The sequence below is a fragment of the Pseudomonas sp. RIT288 genome (genome assembly GCF_000631985.1).
In the GTDB taxonomy this organism is placed as follows: Bacteria; Pseudomonadota; Gammaproteobacteria; order Pseudomonadales; family Pseudomonadaceae; genus Aquipseudomonas.
The window spans coordinates 74,262-97,235 of the sequence record NZ_JFYN01000003.1 but is presented as its reverse complement, the minus strand read 5'-3'; the positions used below and the strand labels follow the sequence as shown (position 1 = coordinate 97,235).

The window sequence follows — 22,974 nt, the reverse complement described above, 5'->3', positions numbered from 1 at the left end:
TCAGTTGTATGATGTCTATCAACAACGCAATACCCAGCCCTACCCCGCATAAAAATAATCAGTGGGAGAAAACCAAGTGAAAACCTCCGTCTCCGGGATGAACGAGGGCGTCGATTCGACACTCGCGTGCGCCATCTCGAAAGTGAAACGCCACGTCCTGCCGCTCTTCGTGATCATGTTCATCGTCAACTACATTGACCGGGTGAACATCGGTTTCGTCCGCACCCACATGGAACATGATCTGGGCATCGGGGCTGCTGCCTACGGCTTCGGCGCCGGTCTGTTCTTCATCGGTTACGCGCTGTTCGAAGTGCCGTCCAACATGCTCCTGCAGAAAGTCGGCGCGCGTATCTGGCTGACCCGCATCATGCTCACCTGGGGCCTGGTCGCCGCCGGCATGGCGTTCATCCAGAACGAAACGCACTTTTACATCCTGCGCTTTCTGCTCGGCGTGGCCGAGGCCGGGTTCTTTCCCGGGGTGATCTACTACTTCACCCGCTGGCTACCCGGCGCCGAACGCGGCAAGGCCATCGCGATTTTCCTCAGTGGTTCGGCAGTCGCCTCGCTGATCTCCGGCCCGCTGTCCGGCCTGCTCTTGCAGATCAATGGTCTGGGCATGCACGGCTGGCAGTGGATGTACTTCATCGAGGGGATGTTTTCCGTGGGGCTGTGCGTGTTCGTCTGGTTCTGGCTCGACGCCAAACCCCATGACGCGAAATGGCTGACCCGCGCCGAACAGGACGCACTGGTCGGCGCCATCGATGATGAACAGAAGGCCCGCGAAGCCGCGACGCCGATCCGCCCATCAATAGGCAAACTGCTCAAGGACCGGCAGATCATCCTGTTCTGTCTGATCTACTTTTTCATCCAGCTGACGATCTACGCCGCGACGTTCTGGCTGCCGAGCATCATCAAGAAAATGGGCGAGATGAGCGATTTCCAGGTCGGGCTGTTCAACTCGATTCCATGGCTGCTGTCAATCATTGGCATGTACGCCTTCGCTGCCTTCTCGACCAAGTGGAAGCACCAGCAGGCCTGGGTCGCCACCGCGTTGTTGATCGCCGCAGCGGGGATGTTCATGTCCACCACCGGCGGGCCTATTTTCGCCTTTGTCGCGATCTGTTTTGCCGCGCTGGGTTTCAAGTCCGCCTCATCGTTGTTCTGGCCGATTCCGCAGGCCTATCTGGATGCGCGAATCGCCGCGGCAGTGATCGCGCTGATCAACTCGGTGGGCAACCTCGGCGGCTTCGTTGCGCCGACCACCTTCGGTCTGCTCGAAGAACACACCGGTTCGATCCAGGGCGGCCTCTACGGCCTGGCCGCGACCTCGATCATCGCCGCCATCATCGTCTTCGCTGCCCGCACCACCCCGAAACCGGCTGCTGACCTCGCCCTGACCAAAGCCGCGCCGAAACACGCCTGAATTCTGTCTGATTAGGATAAAAACCATGACCGCACACGACACTGCCAAAGCGCCAATCATCACCGACATGCAGGTGATTCCCGTGGCCGGCCACGACGGCATGCTGCTCAACCTGAGCGGCGCCCACGGGCCGTTTTTCACCCGCAACATCGTCATCCTCAAGGACAACGCCGGGCACACCGGCGTCGGTGAAGTGCCCGGCGGCGAGCGCATCCGCCAGACGCTGGAGGACGCCCGCAGCCTAGTGCTCGGCAGCGCGATCGGCAACTATCAGAAAATCCTCAATCAGGTGCGCCAGACCTTCGCCGAGCGTGATGCCGGTGGCCGTGGCCTGCAGACGTTCGACCTGCGCATCACCATCCACGCGGTCACCGGGCTCGAAGCCGCCCTGCTCGACCTGCTCGGACAACACCTCGACGTGCCGGTCGCGGCGCTGCTCGGCGAAGGCCAGCAACGTGATCAAGTGAAGATGCTCGGTTATCTGTTCTATGTCGGTGACCAGCGCGAAACCAGCCTCGCCTATCGCAGCGAACCGGAGGCCGATAACGACTGGTTCCGCGTGCGTCACGAGAAGGCCATGACCGCCGAAGCCGTCGTGCGCCTGGCCGAAGCGGCTCAAGCGAAATACGGCTTCCAGGACTTCAAACTCAAGGGCGGCGTGCTCAGTGGCGATGCCGAAATCGAAGCGGTGACGGCGCTGGCCGAACGCTTTCCCGAGGCGCGCATCACGCTTGATCCGAACGGCGCGTGGTCACTGAAGGAAGCGATCCGTCTGTGCCGCGATCAACATAAGGTGCTGGCTTACGCCGAAGACCCGTGCGGTGCGGAAAACGGTTACTCAGGTCGTGAAGTCATGGCCGAATTTCGCCGCGCTACCGGACTGAAGACCGCGACCAACATGATCGCCACCGACTGGCGCGAGATGGGCCACGCCATTCAGCTGCAGTCGGTGGACATTCCTCTGGCCGACCCGCACTTCTGGACCATGCAGGGCTCGGTGCGTGTCGCGCAACTGTGCCACGAGTGGGGCCTGACCTGGGGCTCGCACTCCAACAACCATTTCGATATTTCTTTGGCGATGTTTACCCACGTCGCGGCAGCGGCACCGGGCAACATCACTGCCATCGACACGCACTGGATCTGGCAGGACGGCCAGCGTCTGACCAAGGCCCCGCTGCAAATTGTCGACGGTTGCGTGCAAGTGCCGCAGAAACCTGGGCTGGGGGTGGAGCTGGACCTGGATCAACTGGCCAAAGCTCACGAGCTGTACAAAGGCATGGGCCTCGGGGCGCGGGATGACAGCGTGGCGATGCAGTTTTTGATTCCGGGGTGGACGTTCGATAACAAGCGGCCGTGCCTGGTGCGCTGAATTCTGATCTGCAGTCCACTGCCGTCCCTGTGGGAGCGAGCCTGCTCGCGAATGCGGTAAAACAGCCAACATTTTTGTCGTCTGACACACCGCTTTCGCGAGCAGGCTCGCTCCCACAGGGGGATTTATGTCAGGCAGAAATTTGTAGCAGCCAGTTTTTGAACGCACCCATCGCCACCGTCTCCGGGCGCGACTGCAAGCGCGTCAGCCAATAACTGCCGGTGGTGATTTCAATCGCAAACGGCTGACGAATCACGTCCGCCGCCAGTTGCCGGGCGAACATCAACGGCGGTGCCAACGCTACTCCGCTGCCCTGCAGCGCGGCTTCCATCATCGCCAGCGACGAATCGAACACAATGCTCTGCGGCGGTGCTGCGTGGGTTGCCAGGCCTGCGGCATGAAACCATTCCGGCCATTCATCGGTGCGATAGGAACGCAGCAAACGCTGTTGCAGCAGATCGCCCGGGGTGTGCAACTGCCGGGCAATTTCCGGCACGCACAACACCGATAATGGAGCATCAAGCAAGCGCGTTGCCTCGATGCCGTGCCACGCCCCGGCGCCAAAACGAATCGCGTAATCCAGCCCTTCTGCGGCGACGTCGACTCGGTTGTTGTTAGTCGACAGCCGCAAATCTATGAGCGGATGTTTCGCCTGGAAGTCTGCCAGCCGTGGCAGCAGCCAACCGACCGCAAAGGTTCCAACGGCACCCACCGTCAACATTTCCCGATACAGACCGCCGGCCAGCCGCTCGAGCATCTGTGCGATGTGATCGAATGAAGTGGTCAAAACCGGCAACAGGGTCTCCCCTTCACTGGTCAGCATCAGCCCGCGGGGCAGGCGTTTGAACAGAGTGAGATTGAGCTGCGCCTCAAGGCTTTTGACCTGATGGCTCACCGCCGCCTGAGTCACGCACAGCTCCACGGCGGCACGGGTAAAGCTCAGATGCCGCGCCGAGGCTTCGAACGCGCGCAGTGCATTGAGCGGCAGTTGAGGTCGAATCATGCCTGGTCCCAAATTTTTCTAATGGCTCATGCGAAATATCATCGTTTGTCGATCGCCGCCGAACTGCCTAAATTGACCGCGCTGATCAGTCGACCAACAAGAAAATCGCCCGCAGTGTAGCGGGATATCACCCTCAACACTCATGGAGAGTGGTTCACTCATGTCCTTCATCAACCCGAGCAAAGTCATTTCCTGCAGCGCATTCGGCGTCATTTTCGCTGCTAACGCGTGCATGGCTGCCACGCCCAGCGACGAGCAACTGCAAGCCCTGGTGAACAAAGCCGTCACCCCGGTGATGCAGCAACAGCAGGTTCCGGGCCTCGCCGTCGCCATCACCATCAACGGCCAACCGCATTACTTTAACTACGGCGTCGCCGCCAAGGATACCGGGCAGAAAGTCAGCGAAAACACCCTGTTCGAAATCGGCTCGGTGAGTAAAACCTTCGCCGCCACCTTGGCCGGCTATGCGCAGGCGACCGGCAAACTGGATCTGTCGACCAAGGCCAGCCAACTCTGGCCGGAACTGAAAGGCAGCGCTTTCGACAACATCAGCGTGCTGCAACTGGGCACCTACAGCGCCGGCGGCCTGCCGCTGCAATTCCCTGACCAGTGGGATTCGGCGGACAAGATGCTCGGCTACTACCAACAGTGGAAACCGAGCTTCCCGGCCGGCAGCCAGCGTCTGTATTCCAACCCGAGCCTGGGCCTGTTCGGTTATCTGGCCGCCAAGACCCTTGGCCAGCCCTATGATCAGGCGATGAGCGAAACCCTGTTGCCGAAACTCGGCCTGCAACACACCTACCTGCAGGTGCCAAAAGCGCAAATGAGCCTGTACGCGCAGGGCTACGACAAGAACAATCAACCGGTGCGCGTCACCCCGGGCGCGATGGACTCGCCAGCCTACGGTGTGAAAACCAGCGCCGCCGACATGCTGCGTTACGTGCAGGCCAACCTGAAACCGGCGAGCCTCGAAACGCCGCTGCAACAAGCCATTGCCAATACCCACACCGGTTACTACAGCGTCGGCGACATGACTCAGGGTCTGGGCTGGGAAATGTACCGTTACCCGATCAGCCTCGAACGTTTGCTGGCCGGTAACAGCACGGAAATGGCCATGCAGCCGCACAAGGTGCAGTGGCTCAACTCGCCACTGCCGCAGGCGGATAATGTGCTGCTGAACAAAACCGGGTCTACGGGTGGTTTTGGCAGTTACGTGGCGTTTGTGCCGTCGAAGGATGTCGGCGTGGTGATTCTGGCGAACAAGAACTTTCCGATTCCGGAGCGGGTGAAGATTGCTCACACGATCCTCAGTGTTTTAACCGACTGAAAATCAAAAGATCGCAGCCTGCGGCAGCTCCTACACCGGTTCTATGTAGGAGCTGCCGCAGGCTGCGATCTTTTTGATTCAGGCCATGCCATCAATCATCCGGCATTTCCGGTGGCTTGCTCGGTTTCGCCGGCTTGCTCGCCTTGGCGCCCTTCTCGCCTTTCTTGGCTGCCGGTTCGGCAGCTGCGGCGGCGGTTTCGGCCACTGTCGGTGCGCTGATTTCTTTCTCGCTCGCCGGCAGGGCATCAACCGTGTCGAAGATTTTCTTCAGGTCCACCGTCTTCGCTTCATCGCCCGAGGCCGAGAGCTTGGTCTCGCCGTCCTTGCCCAGCAGGAACACTTTCGGGTACGCGCCGGCACCGAGTTTCAGCGACCGCAGCAAAGCCATGGTGTCTTGCTGACCGAGATCCTTGCCATCGAGTTGTCCGGCCATATTGAGGATGGTGTAGACCTTGATGTTGCGGTCAGTCACACCTTTCTTGTTCGCCGGATCTTCCAGCGACTTTTTCAGCCCCACCCACACTGGGTCGATGGTGCTTTGTGCGATCACGATCAACGGCCGGGCCCGCCCCCTATCCCCGGCTATGGGCGAGTCGTTGTCAGCGGCGAACAAGGGGCCGGCAATCGCCAGCAAGAGTGTCAGGGTCAGTGACCTGATGAGCATGCGCATCTCCTTTTGATATCCACGCTCTAATGATTGCGCATCGCGGCGATTGTTCCGGGGTCGTGCCCGGCAAATATGTTTCGCCTTGTCAGAAGCTTAGGTCAGCCGCGTCATTGCGCAACCGCCTGCGCACAATCGTGACATGGATTTGATTACCTTTTGTGAGCACATTAGGCTGGCTGTTCCGCCCATGAAAAGGAGTTCAATCCATGCCCATCGACTACCTGTGCGATCGTCCCGAATTTATTGAAGAACTGGCCGAACTCAACTTCAAGGAATGGGGCGAATTCCGTGACGGCGATACTCTTGAGGCCCGCACCGAACGGATGCGTGCCGCCTGCGGCAAAGGTGCAATTCCCAGCGCAGTGGTGGCCATTGAAGACGGCCGATTGCTCGGTGGCGCGCTGCTGATCGACAGCGACATGAAGATCCGCCCGCAACTGACCCCGTGGCTGGCAGGCGTCTACGTGAAGGCCGAGGAGCGCGGACGCGGGATTGCTTCGCAACTGGTCAACCGGATCGTCGATGAAGCGGCGGCGCTGGGCGTGACCGAGTTGTATCTGTACACCGACGCGGCGCAGTCGCTGTATGCGCGGCTGGGGTGGGAGGTGGTCGAGGATCTGGTGTACGAGGATTTGCCGGTGACCGTCATGAAATTCAACATCCTTCATACCCCAGTGTAGGAGCTGCCGCAGGCTGCGATCTTTATAAAAGATCGCAGCCTGCGGCAGCTCCTACAGGGGACGGTGGCGTTACGACAGGGATGCGTCAGAACGCCAGTTTGTAGCCGATCAACAGCAGCATGGTCGCCAGGCACGGGCGCAGCAATTCATCGGAAATGCGCCCGGTCAGGTGACTGCCGAGCCAGATGCCCGGCAGCGAGCCCATCAGCAGGAAGCCCAGCACGCCCCAATCCATGTTGCCCATGCTCGCATGGCCCAGACCGGCAACCAGCGTCAGCGGCACGGCGTGGGCGATTTCGGTGCCGACCAGCCGACGGGTCGGCAGCAGCGGATAAAGGATGAACAGCGCGACCGTGCCGAGGGCGCCAGCGCCGATCGAGGTCAGGGCGACCATGGTGCCGAGGATCAGCCCGGTGATCACCGTCATCACGTTCAGGCGCGCGCCGCTCGGGTTGTAGTTGCCGCCCGCGCGTTTGTGGGCGAATTCGAGCAGGCGCTTCTTGAACAGAATCGCCAGCGCCGTGGCGAACAGTACGAAGCCCAAGGCTTGCTTGATGATCGCGTTCATCGCCTCGGGCGCAGTGTGCAGGGTGCTGAGGAACCACAGTGTCAGGGCGACTGCAGGTACGCTGCCCAGCGTCAGCCATCCGGTGATGGCCCAGTCGATGTTGTTGTTCTTCTTGTGCACCAGCACGCCACTGGATTTGGTAATGGCCGCGTACAGCAGGTCCGTGCCCACCGCTGTTGCCGGATTGATGCCGAACCACAGCAGGATCGGCGTCATCAACGAACCGCCGCCGACACCGGTCATGCCGACAATAAAACCCACCACCAGCCCGGCGATGACCAGGCCGAAATTTGCCAATTCCATTAAGACGTCCAGAAAAACGACAGGAAAAATCTGGCCCGCAGCATAGCGATTTTTCATATAACCACATATATCGATGCGGTCTATCGTTATGCCTTTGTTCAAATCCGCAACATTTCTACTGTAGGAGTGAGCCTGCTCGCGATAGCGTCTCCCCAGTCAAATCATCCCTGTCTGATAAAACGCCATCGCGAGCAGGCTCACTCCTACAGAGTCATGCGGTGACGCGCCGGCCCGGTTTGAAACTGTGATGGCTGTTGATCCACACCGTCGCCAGCGCAATCAGCGAGAGGATCAACAATGCCCACGGAAACGACATCGCCCCCGCCCGATCCAGCAGCAGCCCGCCAAACAGGCCGCCGCCGGCAATCGCCACGTTCCAGGCGGTGGTGAGCATCGCCTGCACCACGTCCACATGCTCGCCGGCAGAATCCGCGGCAGCCGTCAGCAGCAACGTCGCCGAACCGCCGAACGACAGGCCCCACACCGCCATGCAGGCGTAGATCAGCCACGGCGACGGGGACATCAGCGCCAACACCAGTGCGGTCACGGCAAACACCGCGAGGCTGATCAGCGTCAGCCGCCGCAACCAGCGATCCACCAGCATGCCGATGATCCAGATCCCGACCAGCGAACACAGGCCGAACACCAGCAGCACCAGATCGACCCGCTCGGCCAGCCCGGCCTGCATCAGGAACGGCGCAATGTAGGTGTAGAGAATGTTGTGCCCGAGCATCCAGGTCAGCACCACGAACAGCACCGGTCGTACGCCCGGCAAACGCAGCGATTGCAGCAACGGCAGGCGTTCGGCGCTGGTCTGGCCAGGACGATCCGGCACCGCCAGCACAATCCACGCCGCCAGCACCAAGGCGAGCGCCGACATGATTCCGAACGAGGCGCGCCAGCCGATCAGGTTGCCCAGCCAGGTTCCCGCCGGGGTGCCCAGCGACAGTGCCACCGGCGTGCCGAGCATGGCGATTGCCAACGCTCGTCCCTGCTGATGCACCGGCACGATGCCACGGGCGTACCCGGCCATGATCCCCCACGACAAACCCGCCGCCATCCCGGCGAGAAACCGCGACGCGAGGGTCAGGCCGTAATGGCTGGAGAGCGTGGTCACGGTGTTGAACACCAGGAACCCGCCAACCGTCATCAGCAACACGCGTCGCCGTGGCCAGCCGCGAGTGGCGACGGTCAGCGGAATTGCCGCGACAATCGAGCCCAGTGCATACAGCGTCACCAGTTGCCCGGCGAGCACTTCGCTGACCCCAAGCCCGGCACCGATCTGCGGCAGCAGCCCGGCCGGCAGGGTCTCGGTGAGGATGGCAATGAAGCCGGTCATGGCGAACGCCAGTAAGGCGGCATAGGGCAGTTTTTCTGTACGGATGGCGCGGTCAGTGCGAGTGAAGTCGGTGCTTGCGGAGTCGGTCATGACAGGTGCAGCTCCCTTTGAATCGAATTTTGCGAACGATTGTATACAACTTATCCACCAACGGTGACAACACGTACCTCTGTAGGAGCTGCCGCAGGCTGCGATCTTTTGATTTTGTTTTTTAAGATCAAGATCAAAGGATCGCAGCCTGCGGCAGCTCCTACAGGGCTCCGGGCGCTTTATTGCACGGGAAGGAAATTCAGGAACAGCAGACTCTGAGCATAATTCAGGCCAATGCGCCGGTAGCGCTCATCGAGCATCTGCGTCAGCAGATCGAGCCGCGCGACGATCTTGCCGAACTCGGTGGCGAAACTCAGGTTGCTGCCCTCCTCCGAGATTTCGTTGGAGAACAGCAACGGCTGGCCTTCCTTGTTCTGCCGCTGGGCCAGAATCCACGTGGCTTTTTCGATGTTGCGCGCGGCGTTGTGGACGAAGGTCGGGTTGATTGCATCAGTCATGTAGAACTCGATGCGATTGCCATGGGCGGTGACCAGCATGCTGCCGATGGCATAGATGAAGGCGCCGACCCGATCCCCGAGAAACTCCGGACTCATCGCATAGCTGAGCGCCGCCAGATCTTTACGGCCGCCCAGCACCGGCAATGGTTGCTGCTGCTCGACAGCCAGGCGCACCTGTTTCACCGCGGTGTTGATGTCGAGGAAACCCGACTTGCGCAGTTCTTCCGGGTTGCGCAGGTACAGCTTGCCCATCAATCGGTAAAGACTGTTGAGGTTGTCGCGCATCGCCAGCGTGGCCATGCGGTCGACGCTGGTCTGCAGGAATTCCTGCGGTTGACCTTCACGCATCTGAGCGATAAAGCCGTTGCCGTCCTGATGCGAGCAACCGCTGACAAACAGCGATGACAGACAGGCCAGCAACAGGCACGGGCGGTGAACAAATCGGGCGATCTGATGAAAAACTCTCGGCATGAATTCTCGAACAGGCACATTCCTGTGCGGCGGGCGTCGCCGCATCCTGGCCATGGATAGAGCCGGCAATTGCGAAAAAGTGCAGTGGCGGATTTGCCCAGTCGATTGGCGGCGAGAGAGCGCTAAGCTAATTAGTCAGTCTTTATTGTTGAAATACACGATTAATAAGCTATAAATCCTCTCCACACGCATAAATAGATTGACTAGTACCATGTAGGAGCTGCCGCAGGCTCGGGCCGCGTTCGGACGATCTTTTGATCTTGATTCTAAAAAACGAAAGTCAAAAGATCGTCCGAACGCGGCCCGAGCCTGCGGCAGCTCCTACAGGGAATTGTGGTGTTTTCAAAACAACAACAAAAAGGAAGGTCAACCATGCTTCAATCCCGTCACTTGCTCTCCGGCCTCGGACTGTCTCTGATGATCGCCACCCTCTCCGCCAACGCGGCCGGCCTCAGCGCCGAACACAAAGCCTTCGGCAAAACCAACGACGGCACGCCCGTCGAGCAATACATCCTGCGCAACAGCCACGGCATGCAGGCGACCGTCATCACCTACGGCGCCACCCTGCAATCGCTGCTGGTACCGGACAAACACGGCAAACCCGCTGACGTGGTGCTCGGTTTCGACGATGTCCAGGGCTACCAGAAAGGCACGGCCTATTTCGGTGCGACCATCGGCCGTTTCGGCAATCGACTCGCGGACGGCGCGTTCGAACTCGACGGCAAGCGCTATCAGGTGCCGCAGAACGACAAGTCCAATGCGTTGCACGGCGGTACTCAGGGCTTCGACAAGAAAGTCTGGAAAGCGCAGGAAACCAAAGACAAGGATTCGGTCGGCGTGACCCTCACCTATCTGTCGGCGGACGGTGAAATGGGCTTCCCCGGCAACCTCACCACTCAAGTGACCTATCGCCTGACCGACAGCAACGAACTGCGCATCGACTACCAGGCCAGCACCGACAAACCGACCGTGCTCAACCTGACCAACCACAGCTACTTCAACCTCGCCGGCGCCGGCAATGGCGACGTGCTGAAACAAGTCGCGACCCTGCACGCCAGCCGCTATACCCCAGTCACCGGCAAGCTGATCCCGACCGGCGAACTGGCGCCAGTGGCCGGCACACCGATGGACTTCACCAAGCCCACGGCAATTGGCACGCACATCAAGGCCGATCATCCCCAGCTGAAGTTCGCCGAACCGAAACAGGGTGGTTTCGATTTCAACTGGGTGCTGGATACCAAGGGTGATGTGAACAAAGTCGCCGCCGAGGTCAGCGATCCGCAGTCCGGGCGGCATCTGCAGCTGTTCACCAGTGAGCCGGGTGTGCAGTTCTATACCAGCAACTTCCTTGATGGCACGGTCAAGGGCAAGGGTGGCAAGATCTATCCGCACTGGGGTGCGTTTACCCTGGAGACCCAGCACTATCCGGATGCGCCGAATCAGCCGGACTTCCCGAGCACGCGGCTGGATCCGGGGCAGACTTACAATCACAGCGTGGTGTTGAAGTTCTCCGCGAAATAACACTTAGCCCGTGGCGAGGGAGCTTGCTCCCGCTGGCCTGCGCAGCAGGCCCCTGCTTTTTCAACTGAATGAAGAGCAGGGGCCGCTTCGCGCCCCAGCGGGAGCAAGCTCCCTCGCCACAGGTTCATCGACCTCCATTGGAACCCCTGCGCTATCCTGCTGCCCACTAAGGTATCGACCATCAGCACAGGAGGTTTGAATGCGTACCCTTGAACTGGCAGGTGTGCAGGTTCCGGTGATTGGCCAGGGCACCTGGCGCATGGGCGAGGATCGCTCGGCGCATCAGCGTGAAGTGTCCGCGCTGCGCCAAGGCATCGAACTGGGCATGACCCTGATCGATACAGCGGAAATGTACGCCGAAGGCGGCGCCGAAAGCGTGGTCGGCGAAGCCATCACCGGTCTGCGCGACCGGGTATTTCTGGTGAGCAAGGTCTATCCGCACAACGCCAGCCGCAAAGGCATTCCGCAAGCCTGCGAGCGCAGTCTGCGCCGGCTCGACACCGATCACATCGACCTCTATCTGCTGCATTGGCGCGGCCAGTTTCCGCTGGAAGAAACCGTCGAAGCCTTCGAACGCCTGCGCGAGGACGGCAAGATCGGCCGTTGGGGCGTGTCGAATTTCGACGTCGATGATCTCGAGGAACTGGCCAACCCGGCCTGTGCGACCAATCAGGTGCTGTACAACCTCGAAGAGCGCGGCGTCGAATTCGATCTGCTGCCATGGTGCCGACAGCAGCGCATGCCGTTGATGGCGTACTGTCCGATTGGCCAGGGCGGCGCGATGCTGGCTGAGCCCGAGTTGCAGCAGATTGCCGCTCGTCACGGTGTGACCCCGGCACAGGTTTCGCTGGCGTGGATTCTGCGTCAGGATGGTGTGATTGCGATTCCCAAGGCTGTGCGACCGGAACACGTGCAACTCAATGCACAAGCGGCGCAGTTGCAACTGGATGCCGGGGATCTGGCGGCGCTGGACCAGGTATTCAAAGCGCCACAACGCAAGCAGCGGCTGGCGATGGTCTGAGTCGCTGACCGTTGGCGAGGGCTTCGTCATGAGAAGCACTGATCAGTACGACCCGTTCAATCTGCAGCGTTTCGTCCAGGCCCAGGATCCGGTGTTCGAACGGGTCCAGCGTGAACTCGACGAGGGGCGTAAACGCAGCCACTGGATGTGGTTTGTGTTCCCGCAATTCGCCGGGCTGGGTGGCAGCGAGATGTCTCGGCGTTTCGCCATTCAGTCCGCCGAAGAAGCGCGGGCCTATCTGGCCCACGACCTGCTCGGTGCGCGGCTGCGTACCTGCACGCAGTTGGTGCTGAACATCCGCCAGCGCTCAATTGCGGAGATTTTCGGCCACCCCGATGACCTGAAATTCCACTCCTCGATGACCCTGTTTGCGCAGTTCAGCGCCGAAGATTGCCCGTTCGCTCAGGCACTGGAGCGCTACTTCCACGGCATCCTCGATGAATGGACCCTGCAACTGCTGGACTCAAAACAGTCCCAGTTGCCCCCCGATCAGGGTTGAGAAATCGTCGTCGACGAACGGCAGGATCGCATCCGCCACCGGTTGCAGCTGGCGGGTGATGTAGTGGTCGTAGTCGATCGCGGCGCGGCGCACTTCCAGCGGTTCCGGCCCGGCCAGGGTGATCACGTAACTGATCCAGCCGCCGTTCTGGTACTGCCGTGGGCGACCCTGCTGCGCGTTGTAATCATCGGCCAGGCGCGCCGCACGCACATGCGGCGGCACGTTGCGTTCGTAGTCATCGAGGGTGCGGCGCAGGCGTTTGCGATAGACCAGTCGCTCATCGAATTCGCCGGCCAGGGTCTTGCGCACGTAGTCGCGCACGTAATCCTGATACGGCTTGCGCTGGAAGATCCGCTCGTAGAGTTCCTGCTGGAACTGCCGGGCCAGCAGCGACCAGTCGGTGCGCACGGTTTCCAGGCCCTTGTAGACCATTTCTTCGCTGCCGTCGGCGCGGCTCACCAGTCCGGCGTAGCGCTTCTTGCTGCCCTCTTCGGCGCCGCGAATGGTCGGCATCAGAAAGCGTTTGTAGTGGGTTTCGTACTGCAGTTCGAGGGCGCTTTGCAGGCCGTACTCCTCACGCACGTGCTCGCGCCACCAGTCGTTGACGTGCTTGACCAACGCCTGACCGATCTGCGCCGCTTCCTCCTGACCGTGCGGCCGGCGCAGCCAGACGAAGGTCGAATCAGTGTCGCCGTAGATCACCGCGTGGCCCTGCGCTTCGATGAGCTGACGGGTACGCAGCATGATCTCGTGGCCGCGCAGGGTGATCGACGACGCCAGCCGCGTGTCGAAGAACCGGCAACCGCTGGAACCGAGCACGCCGTAAAAGGCGTTCATGATGATTTTCAGGGCCTGTGACAGCGGCGCGTTGTGCTCGCGCTTGGCAGTCTCACGGCCCTCGGCGACCCGCGCGACTATCGACGGCAGACAATGCCGGGTGCGCGAAAACCGCGCGCCGCGAAAACCCGGCACCGAGTCGGCATCGTTCGGGTGCTGCAAGCCTTCGATCAGCCCCACCGGGTCGATCAGAAAAGTGCGGATGATCGACGGGTACAGGCTCTTGTAATCGAGCACCAGCACCGACTCGTACAGCCCCGGCTGTGAATCCATGACGAAACCGCCGGGGCTGGCCTGTGGCGGATTGGTGCCCAGATTCGGCGCGACGAAACCCTGGCGATGCATCAACGGCATATACAAATGGGTGAACGCCGCCACCGAGCCACCGCTGCGATCCGCCGGCAAACCAGTGACACTGGCGCGCTCGAGCAAAAAGGTCAGCAGTTCGGTCTTGGCGAAGATCCGCGTGACCAGTTCGCAGTCCTTGAGGTTGTACTTGGCCAGCGCCGGTTTGTCCTCGGCGAACATGCGGTTGATTTCATCCATGCGCTGGTACGGGTTGTCGATCGCCTTGCCCTCACCGAGCAGGGTCTGCGCGACGTTCTCCAGGCTGAACGAAGGGAAACTCCAGGTCGCCGAACGCAACGATTCGATGCCGTCGATGATCAACCGCCCCGCTGCCGAGGCAAAGAAATGGCTGCGACTGCCGTGTTCGCGCCACTGCATCTCTTCGCCGCCACGGCCGATTTTCAGCGGCACACCGAGGCGTCGCGCGTGTTCGTGAAGGATGCGCAGATCGAACTGGACGACGTTCCAGCCGATGATTGCGTCGGGGTCGTGCTGGGCGAACCAGTCGTTGAGTTTCTTCAGGATCAGCGTGCGTGAGTCGCAGTATTCGAGGTCGAAGTCGACGATGCTCGCGTCACCGTTGGGCGTACCGAGCATGTACACCTGACGCTGGCCGCAGCCTTCAAGGGCGATGGAATACAGCTCGCCGGTTTCAGTGGTTTCGATGTCCAGCGAGACCAGACGCAATTTCGGTCGGTATTTCGGATCAGGTTTGAGCTGGGCGTTGAGCAGCACGCCATCGGCGTCGGCGCTACCGCCGAACAGCACCGGTGCGGTAATGAAACGCTCCATGAGGTAGCGTTCCGGCGGGCGCACGTCGGCTTCGAAGACGTCGACCCCGGCGCGGCTGAGCGCGGTTTCCAGGCGCATCAACTGGCCGTGTTGCTGGCAATACAGGCCCAGCACCGGGCGATGCTCGAAATCCTGCAGGGCCAGCGGGCGCAGTTCGACGTTCTTTTCGTCATGCAGCAGGCGTTCGGCCGCTTCGCGTTGTGCGGCGGGGATAAACGCCACCGACGTCTGCGGCGCCAGGCGCACACGGCGCGGCCCGGCGTCGGTCGCCAGCCAGAACTCGACTTCGGTGCCGGCCGGAGTATCGCGCCAATGCCGGGTCAGGACGAAGCCCTGCTGTAAATCCACCGCTGCAACCTCAGGAATTGAATCAGAGGGGCATTCTACGCGGCATTCGCCTATTGGGTGGGGATGGAGGAGATCGCGGATCACGGCGCGGCACCTGTCAGAGTTGACAGGTTACAGGTGGGGCAGGCGCTGCTAACGTCATCGGTATCTAGCAGCGCTGACGCGCGTCAAGGACAGGGAAAATGGATCAGTCCGTGCACAGCAGGACTCCATCGGTCAACGTGATCGACGGCCGGGGCCTGTCCGTTCGGCAGGTGGCCTACTGGCGCGAGGTGGCTTTGGCGCCGGTCGAGTCGTTGATCACCCGACAATTTCACAACACCGCCGGCCAACCGGTAGAGCAATGGGATCCACGCCTGTACGGCAACGCGCGAAAAGCCAATTTGCTGACGATCCATGGCCTGAGCGGACAAGTGCTCCTGCTCGATAGCGTGGACTCCGGCTGGCGCTTGAGTCTGCCCGGTCTGGCCGCAGAAGTGGTAACGCGTTGGGATGGCCGGGGCAACCGCTGGAGCCACCGCTACGACAATCGCTTGCGTTTGCTCGGGATCCAGCTCAACGACGGGCCGGACACGGAAACCATCACCTTTGGCCTGACCGATGCGGATGCCGCACACAACCAGCGCGGCCAGTTACTGCGCAAGACGGATGCCTCCGGCGCACTGGACTACCGCTCGTTCAGCCTCAATGCCTTGCCCCTTGAGGAAACCCGCACGCTGTTCGATGGCGCGGCCTATACCACTCACTGGCGCTACGGGGCCAACGGCACGGCGCTGAGCCAGACGGATGCGGCCGGGCACCAACAACGTTCACGCTATGACATCGCCGGACAACTGCAGCAGGTGACCCTGAAAATCAACGACGACGACGGCGAAAAAGACATCCTCAAACAAGCCCGCTACAACGCCGAAGGCCAGAAGATCGAACAGACGCTGGGCAACGATGTGCTTTGCAACTGGATCTACGATGCCGCCGACGGTCGCCTCAACGGCATCAAGGCCGGTGTACCCGGTCAGGCCCTGCGGCAAAACCTGCAATATCAGTACGACAAGGTCGGTAACGTCGTGAGCCTTGAGGATCTCACTTTCAACGCGGTGTACTTCGCCAATCAGTTGATCGACGGCAAACGCGACTTCAGTCATGACTCGCTCTATCGTCTGATCCGCGCCACCGGACACGACACCCCGCCAGCGGCCGAGAACCCCGGACGTCCACTGCCCGGCGATCCCGCCCACCACCTCAATTACACCCAGACCTACACATACGATACGGGTGGCAACCTGATCAAACTGGTGCACGCCCGGGCCGTCGGCGGTTACACCCGCCATATGTTGATCGACCCTGACAGCAACCGTGGCGTGCGCTGGAAAGAAGGCGACGCACCGCCGGATTTCACCCGGCAATTCGACGCTCATGGCAACCAGTTGGCCTTGCAGCCCGGGCAGAATCTGCAATGGAACGTCCTTGATGAACTGGCCTCGGTGACCTTGATCACACGCGAATCCGCCCTGCCCGATCAGGAACGTTATCGCTACAGCGGTGGCGTCCGGGTGTACAAACACCACGAGACCCAAGGCGCGTCGACCACGCATGTCCATCAGGTGCGTTACCTGCCGGGCCTCGAAATACGCACCCGCGAAACGGGTGAGGAGCTGCATGTCATCACGTTGCCGGCAGTTATCGGCAATGTCCGCTGCCTGCACTGGCGCAACGGCCGCCCGGACCAGATCAGCAAAAATCAACTGCGCTATTGCCTGGAAGACAGTCAGAACTCCAGCCTGATCGAGCTCGACCAGGACGCCGCCCTGATCAGTCATGAGCACTACTATCCGTTCGGCGGCACCGCCTCGTTGACAGCACGTTTGGCGCTGGAAGTCAGCTACAAGACGATTCGTTATTCGGGCAAGGAACTGGACGACACTGGACTTTATTATTACGGCCGACGTTATTACGCACCGTGGTTGCAGCGCTGGACCAGCGCCGACCCGGCGGGGACGGTGGGTGGATCGAACCTGTATGCGATGGTGCGCAATAACCCGGTGAGTTCTGTCGATGAGCTTGGGTTGAATGACAGGCTGAATCAAAAAATAAGCGACCGAACCATGTCCATGTTTTCGACCCCCTCCCTGCACCCTTTGCCCCTGCCACAAGGCAAACAGGACGCCATCAAACAGCAAGAAGACGAGCACCTGCAAAAGTACCCAGACGCAAAATTCACAAAAAGAGTGCGAAGCAGGCTGACCGCCCATGCAGGTGCAGAATACTCGGATGGCTCTCCCGAGAACGATCTGACAATTACCGATATGTTCAACATTTCCTTGCTTGACGAAGGTGTCGAAGCCTATCAATCGGTATCCATTTACAAACCTCGCAATACTAAATTTCCCAACAACCCCGGTCATCTGGGCATTCTTAAAATTGATGCCGAGCGATTCATCCCTGAACTGGAAATCGCCTACAGGAAGGCCTACAACGATGAAAAATACCCGATAAAAATTTACCGGGCGGGAAGTGAAACGGCCATTTCCCTGCAAGGGATCGAATATGAAAGCTCTCCATTGCATCCATTGACGAGAGAACTCACCAGAAACCATATCAACAGCTCCGAAGGATTTATTCCCCAAGGAGCCGGGCTTCCAGCCTTCCATGCAGAAGTGAGAGTACTGAACACTGTCGCGCTATTGACCCCCAACCTGGCGGAAAACCTGGACAAGCTGACGATCATTACTCAGAACCTGCAGAGCAAGACGGGGGGCGTTGGTTTCCCCGCGTGCTTCAATTGTGCAAACATAATCGTCGATACTTACAAGGGCCGGCCCGGCGTCAAGGTTCCATCTTTACGAATTGATTTGACCCATGAAAAATGGAAAACAGACGTCATGGAATACCCCGGATAAAACCAGCCACTTTCCACCTGTCAACGCCGTGAAAGGTCCCTGCGTTGACAGGTGTGCCACTGGCTCGACGTCAGTCAATTACGCTAACAATGACCTGCCTTGTCAGCGTCCTCAGTAACTGCTTGCGCCCTTCAAACAGTTCGACAAGTTCGCGCTCGTAAACCTGCTGCGCAATGGTGCCGGCGATATAGCGATCAAGCAGGGCCTCAACCTTTGCGCTGTACTCCCGCGCATTTTGCGCAAACGCCTGGGCATGCCTGCCCTTCAAGTACTTGCGCCAGAAGCGCTGGCCGATCATGCGTTCTGCCAGCCCCTCACCCGCCTCGATGGCCAGCACCGATTGATAGGCCGCCTCGATCTGCGCCTCGCTCACTTCGGCCAGGTCACGGAACAGCATGCCCCGCGACTGCCACGGCAACTCGAGCCGATCAGCCAGGCCGGTCTGAAACGCCAGATAGACTTCCACTTCATCAATGCTGCCGCTGAATTCTCCGTCCTCATCCATCGTGATAAAGGTTTCACCCGCCTGCAAGCGATCCTGAATGGTGGCGCGCGCGATGTCATTGACCTGATCCAGGCGTGACTTGCCTTTGGCCAGTCGTAACAGGATGGCTTCGATCTGCTCAGGGCTGGTGGACTGCCAGGCTTCGAGCACCAGCACCTTGATTCCCATCTCATTGAAAATCTGCGCCCCGGCGTCGGCACAGGAATCAGGATTGCTCGCCATGCGAAACAACTCTTCACGCAATGGCGTGTTTTGCGTCGCCGCATCGAGCATGCGCCACACCCGTTCGGTGAGCCCGGGGCGGCTGGCGTCATTGACGTAATCGGCTGACTCGGCGAGTTGCTCCAACACCTCGAAAAAGCCCTGGGAGTCGGGCTCTCGCTCCAGATCATCCCACTGCGTCTGCCGCTGCTGGCGCGGTTCCTCGCTTACTCCCTCCAGCCAATGCACACTGGTCTGCTCACCTTTGGGGGGATAACTGCGCGTGGGGTCGTAGCCCACCGAACGCATGCTGGCGTGGAATTGCTCACGGCCCGTATCGGACAGGCGCTCGCGACTCAAGCGGGTGCGGGCGATCAGTCGGGCCTGTTCGGAGCCGGGGATTGCCGACGGAACCTGCTCGATGGGATTGCCTTGCAGATCCAGCTCGAAGGCCCGGGGACGCGGCACGGCGAACAGGCCTGTCGGCCATTCGCTGATGCCGGTGTCATGCAGATCGAGCACCTGCAGGTCGACCATCGCGCCGACATCTGGCGCCAGCCCCAGCGCCGGATTGCCGCCCAGACTCAAGGTCTGCAAGCGGGTCAGGCGGCTGAGTTCAGCGACATTTTCGGCATTCATCGTCAGTTGATTATTGCCCAGCGCCAGCGTCTCCAGCGCCCGCAGATGGCCTGTCAGGGACGGCAAGGCACCGAGTAGATTTTCGCTGAGGTCCAGCCCCCTCAAGTTCGGGAAGTAGGCGAGAAAAGCATTGATGTCGGTACGTAATTGCACATGCCGAAACTGCAAGGTGCTGACGTGAGGAAAATCAACTTCCAGCGCCGGCAGATACTCGAGGAAATCACTGGTCCAGTGGAAATCCAGATCCAGTGTGTAACCGTCCGGCCCCGCCGTTTCGCCCGCCCGCCAGCATTGTTTGAGCGCCTTGGCGAGGCGCCTTTTGTGATAACGCTGATCCATCGGCAGCAACTCGCCGCGCTCGATGTGCACCCAGTCTTCAAGGGTCTTTTTCAGTTTGCTGAACGTCAATTCCCGTTCGTGGATCAGGCGTACAGCTGCTTCAGGCGAGCCGGATGCGCGTGAAAAGGCCTGAAAGTGCTCCGCCGTCGCCTGTGGATACAGGGTTTTGTAGCGATCCTCCAGACTGGCCTCGCCAGCCGTGGACAAGCGTTCCTCGATCAGCACATAACCTGGCTTGACGGGGTTTTCGACGGCGGTTCGAAGCGACGCGTCATGCAGCAGACCGCGCAGCTCGGCACGGCTGATGGAAGATTGCTGCAGATGGCTGCGCAGGCGCTGCCCCTCACCGATGCCAAGGCCAAGGCTTTTGCGCTCGGCATCCGGCAATGCCTGCAATACCGCGTGGTAGAAATCACTCGCCCCGTGCAATTCATCGCCCTGCGCGTCAAAGGCGAGGAATCTGTCCTGCCGCGTGCGCACCAGCACTTTGCGCACGGTCGCCGCTGGCGCTCCAACACTGTCGATCAGCACTCCGTCGAATGCCAGATTGCGTATTTCCAGGCGTACGTCCGGCGACCAGCCGGGTAATTTCTCCAGGCTGTGCAAGGCCAGTCGATAGCTGTCGAGGTTGGCATTCGCCGGCAGGTACAGCCCTTCCCACGCCCGGGTGATGCGCCATTCGTGCAACGCTTCACGTGCAGTCTGTTTCAAGCGCAATGACAATTGCCCCTGTTCGCTGGCCAACTGTTGTTCCGCCGGCAAGACATTCAGCAGCAGTTCATTGGCCACCTCACCCGGCAGCTGCGCAAACTCGTTGCGCAGCAACAGGCTTTCGGCAGAGGTCGCAGGCACCAGCTCGTGCAATTTGACCCGGGCCTCGATCAACGCCGCTCTTTGCGACTTCGCGGCCTCCACGATCAGCGCGCGCAGCCTGGCAGCACGCACGTTCAACGCAACGACGCCAAGACCAAACTCTTCATCCAGCAGCGCTTTGATGTCCCCCTCGCCCAACCGCGACAACAATGTGCTGGCCAGATCGAAACCGCTGCCTTCGCGCCGCAGACTGATCGGCGCATTACCCGCCAGTGCTGACGATTGCCAAAGCACCTTGCCTTGCTCGTCGAGCCATTGCAGCGCAAGTTTTTCCGGCCATTTCGGATGGCCCGTGAGCAACTGCAACTGCAGTTGCACATCGGCCTGCCCCTGGATCTGCAGTAGGTCACTGCCCAGTCGGGCGATAAAGGTTTCAATCGCCTGATCGGCAGCAAAACGCTGAAGCGTAGCGACGAGCATGGCGGGCGGCGGTTCCTGTTCAACGTGCAGCCTGCGCAATGCGCCCTCCTCGACACCGCTGACGATCCGGATCTGCTCCAGAGAGGAGTCCGAGAATCCGTCGACCTGATGCCCAAGCCGCCGCATCAGTTGAATCCCCTGCCAGGTCTGAGGTTGCTCGGTTTCATGCAGCCACGCGCCGGCGCCGTTGTGGCTCACACGCGGCGCATAGGCATCGCTGCGCTCGGGATGCTGGAGGCGATAGGCATCCGAACCGGGCTGCGCGCGAACCACAAAAAACTCGCCCTCCACCCGCAATATTTGCTGATCGGCCTGACGATAAAGGCCGGTCGCGTCAGGCCGGGCCGACGGGTCGAGGTTCAATGAGCGCGTGTAGCGCCGCAAGTCCGAGTCCCATAACCGCGCGCGACCGTCCGCCATCTCGACAACGTTCATGCGCGCAATCAAGGGTGACGCCTTGACGGGCATCAGCGCCCCCACCAGTTGGCCACCGACCAGCAGCGCGCCCAGCTGAATCATGCTGTCCACCACGCCGAGCAAGTGTTCGAGCGCTTCAACCCGCTTGTCGTAAGCCCACTCGACGATCCCTTCGAACGACTCGTCCAGCAGCTGGTAAGCGGTATACGCCAGCATCAATTCACCCAGACCGGGGACAAACGGCGCCGCGACGAACGCCCCCACTTCCAGCACGGTCAGGGCAACCTTTAAAAAACTGTCCCAGCGCGCCCAGCGGGTTTTGGCGTCCTCATCGTCGGTGGGAACGGCGCGGATCCGGGCGTCGGCGAACAGCGAGTTCACCCGCTGCTGAAACTGGTGAGTCCAGAAATCGCCTTTGATCCGTGCATAGCCGATCCGCAGGTCCGGATTGAGCACCGGCTCCGGGGCCCAGGCCGGCAATTGCTGAAAGGGCGGCCGCGCATGCCATTGCAGCTTCGAGAGGCGGTTATTGAGCTGGAAAAACAATTGGCCCCGGTGTCGTTGCGGGACAAAACGGCTGAAGAAGCGCTGGTAATCAGGCGAGCGCAATTGCCTTGTCAGCTCGGCGACAAATTCTGCCGACGACGCATAGCGTTTGACCGGGTGCTCGGGATCATCGGGCACGCAGGCAATCAGCGGGACGACCGTCGAGCTGTTCTCCAGATCGGTGCAGATCAGCACAATCGCGCTCAACTCGACGCCCATCATGCTCAAGGTGTGACAATGGACGGCTTTGCCATTCCAGATCAATGGTCGCTCCCCCGCCACCCACCGCGAAATCAGATGATGCGCATCGCGGTCGATGTCGTGCTTGATCAAGCCTTGACCACTGGCCACGCGCAACGCGCTCTGTTCACTGGCCAAGACCAGTTGTTTCAAGCGTGCCACGGCAACCGGATTGGCCAGGTCGAAAAAGCGCTCGAGATACCTCTGGTAGGCAGCGCCGACGTCCAGTTCCCGACACAACCCGGTAAAGGCTTCGATGGCCATTGTGGATTTGATCGGCAGCACTTCGAACTGCCCCGAGGTCGAGGGTCGGGAAATGAAAGTGCTTGCCGGGTCGTAGTAGCCCGGGCGAGTTTCCCGGGCTTCGAAATTGTGCAGACAGGCCTCAAGCAGCGACAGGGTGCGCACTTCAAAGCCCCCCACCATCGCGCTCGAACGGTATAGCCTCACGCAGGTCGAGCGCACATCCACACCGAGACCAAAGCGGTCTTTCAGCGCCTTGCCCAGTGTCGCCTGGGCGAAGGCTTCGACCTCGGTCAGACGCGCAAAAATCCGCTCCACAGCCTGGCGCGCCGTCCAGTTTGCCGCCAGGGAGCTGTTCAGCTCGGCGCGTTGAGCGGGCGAGGCACGATGGAACCAGGGCAAGTCGGTTTCGGCGGCGAGCATCAAGGCGTGTCTGTGCCCGGTGTGGGTGTTCAGCAGCCAGTCCGGAACCTTCTCCGCGACGAAACCGAACGTGGGATGGCGGGCCAGCGACTCCGGCAGCAAGGGCAGGAGTTTTTTGTTACTCAAATTCAAGTCAGGCATCTACAGCTTTTCATCCATGAAAATAA

The 22,974-nt window shown here is 60.4% G+C and carries 15 protein-coding genes; 8 read left to right on the top strand and 7 right to left on the bottom strand.

Going from position 1 to position 22,974, the window contains the following annotated elements; translation table 11 throughout:
- Positions 1-76: 76 nt before the first annotated feature.
- Both BW33_RS05015 and gudD read left to right on the top strand, forming a co-directional pair.
- Positions 77-1,423 (top strand): MFS transporter, encoded by a 1,347-nt coding sequence (locus BW33_RS05015; RefSeq protein ID WP_047597438.1) that lies wholly within the window; start codon positions 77-79, stop codon positions 1,421-1,423.
- A 25-nt stretch (positions 1,424-1,448) separates the two neighbouring features.
- A complete protein-coding gene (gene gudD / locus BW33_RS05010; RefSeq protein ID WP_047597437.1) occupies positions 1,449-2,792 on the top strand; it encodes a glucarate dehydratase in 1,344 nt (447 codons plus the stop codon).
- A 130-nt stretch (positions 2,793-2,922) separates the two neighbouring features.
- Here gudD and BW33_RS05005 read toward each other — a convergent pair whose 3' ends face one another.
- Positions 2,923-3,795: a LysR family transcriptional regulator gene (locus BW33_RS05005; RefSeq protein WP_047597436.1), complete on the bottom strand. Its 873-nt coding sequence runs from the start codon at positions 3,793-3,795 to the stop codon at positions 2,923-2,925.
- A gap of 160 nt (positions 3,796-3,955) precedes the next feature.
- On the opposite strand from BW33_RS05005, the gene ampC reads away from it, so the two are divergent.
- A complete protein-coding gene (ampC, locus tag BW33_RS05000) occupies positions 3,956-5,122 on the top strand; it encodes a class C beta-lactamase (protein WP_047597435.1) in 1,167 nt (388 codons plus the stop codon).
- Between the two features lie 91 nt (positions 5,123-5,213).
- Here ampC and BW33_RS04995 read toward each other — a convergent pair whose 3' ends face one another.
- Positions 5,214-5,786 (bottom strand): DUF4174 domain-containing protein, encoded by a 573-nt coding sequence (locus BW33_RS04995; RefSeq protein WP_047597434.1) that lies wholly within the window; start codon positions 5,784-5,786, stop codon positions 5,214-5,216.
- A 209-nt stretch (positions 5,787-5,995) separates the two neighbouring features.
- On the opposite strand from BW33_RS04995, the gene BW33_RS04990 reads away from it, so the two are divergent.
- On the top strand, positions 5,996-6,469 hold the full coding sequence (locus BW33_RS04990) for a GNAT family N-acetyltransferase (RefSeq protein WP_047597433.1): 474 nt from the start codon (positions 5,996-5,998) through the stop codon (positions 6,467-6,469).
- An 85-nt stretch (positions 6,470-6,554) separates the two neighbouring features.
- Here the strand turns inward: BW33_RS04990 and BW33_RS04985 are convergent, their stop codons facing one another.
- From BW33_RS04985 to BW33_RS04975, 3 genes are all read right to left on the bottom strand, one after another.
- Entirely contained in the window at positions 6,555-7,340 is a 786-nt protein-coding gene (locus BW33_RS04985) for a sulfite exporter TauE/SafE family protein (RefSeq protein WP_047597432.1), read from the bottom strand.
- Between the two features lie 211 nt (positions 7,341-7,551).
- Positions 7,552-8,769 carry an MFS transporter gene (locus BW33_RS04980; RefSeq protein WP_047597430.1) on the bottom strand — a complete coding sequence of 406 codons (1,218 nt, stop codon included), beginning with the start codon at positions 8,767-8,769 and terminating at the stop codon, positions 7,552-7,554.
- A 179-nt stretch (positions 8,770-8,948) separates the two neighbouring features.
- Positions 8,949-9,698: a hypothetical protein gene (locus BW33_RS04975; RefSeq protein WP_047597429.1), complete on the bottom strand. Its 750-nt coding sequence runs from the start codon at positions 9,696-9,698 to the stop codon at positions 8,949-8,951.
- 372 nt (positions 9,699-10,070) lie between these two features.
- On the opposite strand from BW33_RS04975, the gene BW33_RS04970 reads away from it, so the two are divergent.
- From BW33_RS04970 to BW33_RS04960, 3 genes are all read left to right on the top strand, one after another.
- Complete coding sequence (locus BW33_RS04970) at positions 10,071-11,219, top strand: aldose epimerase family protein (RefSeq protein WP_047597428.1); 1,149 nt, start codon at positions 10,071-10,073, stop codon at positions 11,217-11,219.
- A 199-nt stretch (positions 11,220-11,418) separates the two neighbouring features.
- Positions 11,419-12,240, top strand: coding sequence for an aldo/keto reductase (locus BW33_RS04965; protein ID WP_047597427.1), 822 nt, complete (start codon positions 11,419-11,421; stop codon positions 12,238-12,240).
- A gap of 28 nt (positions 12,241-12,268) precedes the next feature.
- Positions 12,269-12,739 (top strand): DUF1810 domain-containing protein, encoded by a 471-nt coding sequence (locus tag BW33_RS04960; protein WP_047597425.1) that lies wholly within the window; start codon positions 12,269-12,271, stop codon positions 12,737-12,739.
- Here BW33_RS04960 and BW33_RS04955 read toward each other — a convergent pair.
- Positions 12,704-15,064, bottom strand: coding sequence for a DNA polymerase II (locus tag BW33_RS04955; RefSeq protein ID WP_047597424.1), 2,361 nt, complete (start codon positions 15,062-15,064; stop codon positions 12,704-12,706). The genes BW33_RS04960 and BW33_RS04955 overlap by 36 nt on opposite strands.
- A 182-nt stretch (positions 15,065-15,246) precedes the next feature.
- Here BW33_RS04955 and BW33_RS04950 point away from each other — a divergent pair, with 182 nt between their 5' ends.
- Positions 15,247-17,961, top strand: coding sequence for an RHS repeat-associated core domain-containing protein (locus tag BW33_RS04950; RefSeq protein ID WP_052032683.1), 2,715 nt, complete (start codon positions 15,247-15,249; stop codon positions 17,959-17,961).
- Between the two features lie 70 nt (positions 17,962-18,031).
- On the opposite strand, the gene BW33_RS04945 is transcribed toward BW33_RS04950, so the two are convergent.
- Entirely contained in the window at positions 18,032-22,948 is a 4,917-nt protein-coding gene (locus BW33_RS04945; RefSeq protein ID WP_047597423.1) for an NEL-type E3 ubiquitin ligase domain-containing protein, read from the bottom strand.
- Positions 22,949-22,974 lie beyond the last annotated feature (26 nt).

Excerpts from the sequence above, each read along its gene's own strand:
- gudD (WP_047597437.1), top strand. The coding sequence starts at position 1,449 with ATGACCGCACACGACACTGCCAAAGCGCCAATCATCACCGACATGCAG.
- BW33_RS05005 (WP_047597436.1), bottom strand. The coding sequence starts at position 3,795 with ATGATTCGACCTCAACTGCCGCTCAATGCACTGCGCGCGTTCGAAGCC.
- ampC (WP_047597435.1), top strand. The coding sequence starts at position 3,956 with ATGTCCTTCATCAACCCGAGCAAAGTCATTTCCTGCAGCGCATTCGGC.
- BW33_RS04995 (WP_047597434.1), bottom strand. The coding sequence starts at position 5,786 with ATGCTCATCAGGTCACTGACCCTGACACTCTTGCTGGCGATTGCCGGC.
- BW33_RS04990 (WP_047597433.1), top strand. The coding sequence starts at position 5,996 with ATGCCCATCGACTACCTGTGCGATCGTCCCGAATTTATTGAAGAACTG.
- BW33_RS04985 (WP_047597432.1), bottom strand. The coding sequence starts at position 7,340 with ATGGAATTGGCAAATTTCGGCCTGGTCATCGCCGGGCTGGTGGTGGGT.
- BW33_RS04980 (WP_047597430.1), bottom strand. The coding sequence starts at position 8,769 with ATGACCGACTCCGCAAGCACCGACTTCACTCGCACTGACCGCGCCATC.
- BW33_RS04975 (WP_047597429.1), bottom strand. The coding sequence starts at position 9,698 with ATGCCGAGAGTTTTTCATCAGATCGCCCGATTTGTTCACCGCCCGTGC.
- BW33_RS04970 (WP_047597428.1), top strand. The coding sequence starts at position 10,071 with ATGCTTCAATCCCGTCACTTGCTCTCCGGCCTCGGACTGTCTCTGATG.
- BW33_RS04965 (WP_047597427.1), top strand. The coding sequence starts at position 11,419 with ATGCGTACCCTTGAACTGGCAGGTGTGCAGGTTCCGGTGATTGGCCAG.
- BW33_RS04960 (WP_047597425.1), top strand. The coding sequence starts at position 12,269 with ATGAGAAGCACTGATCAGTACGACCCGTTCAATCTGCAGCGTTTCGTC.
- BW33_RS04950 (WP_052032683.1), top strand. The coding sequence starts at position 15,247 with ATGGATCAGTCCGTGCACAGCAGGACTCCATCGGTCAACGTGATCGAC.
- BW33_RS04945 (WP_047597423.1), bottom strand. The coding sequence starts at position 22,948 with ATGCCTGACTTGAATTTGAGTAACAAAAAACTCCTGCCCTTGCTGCCG.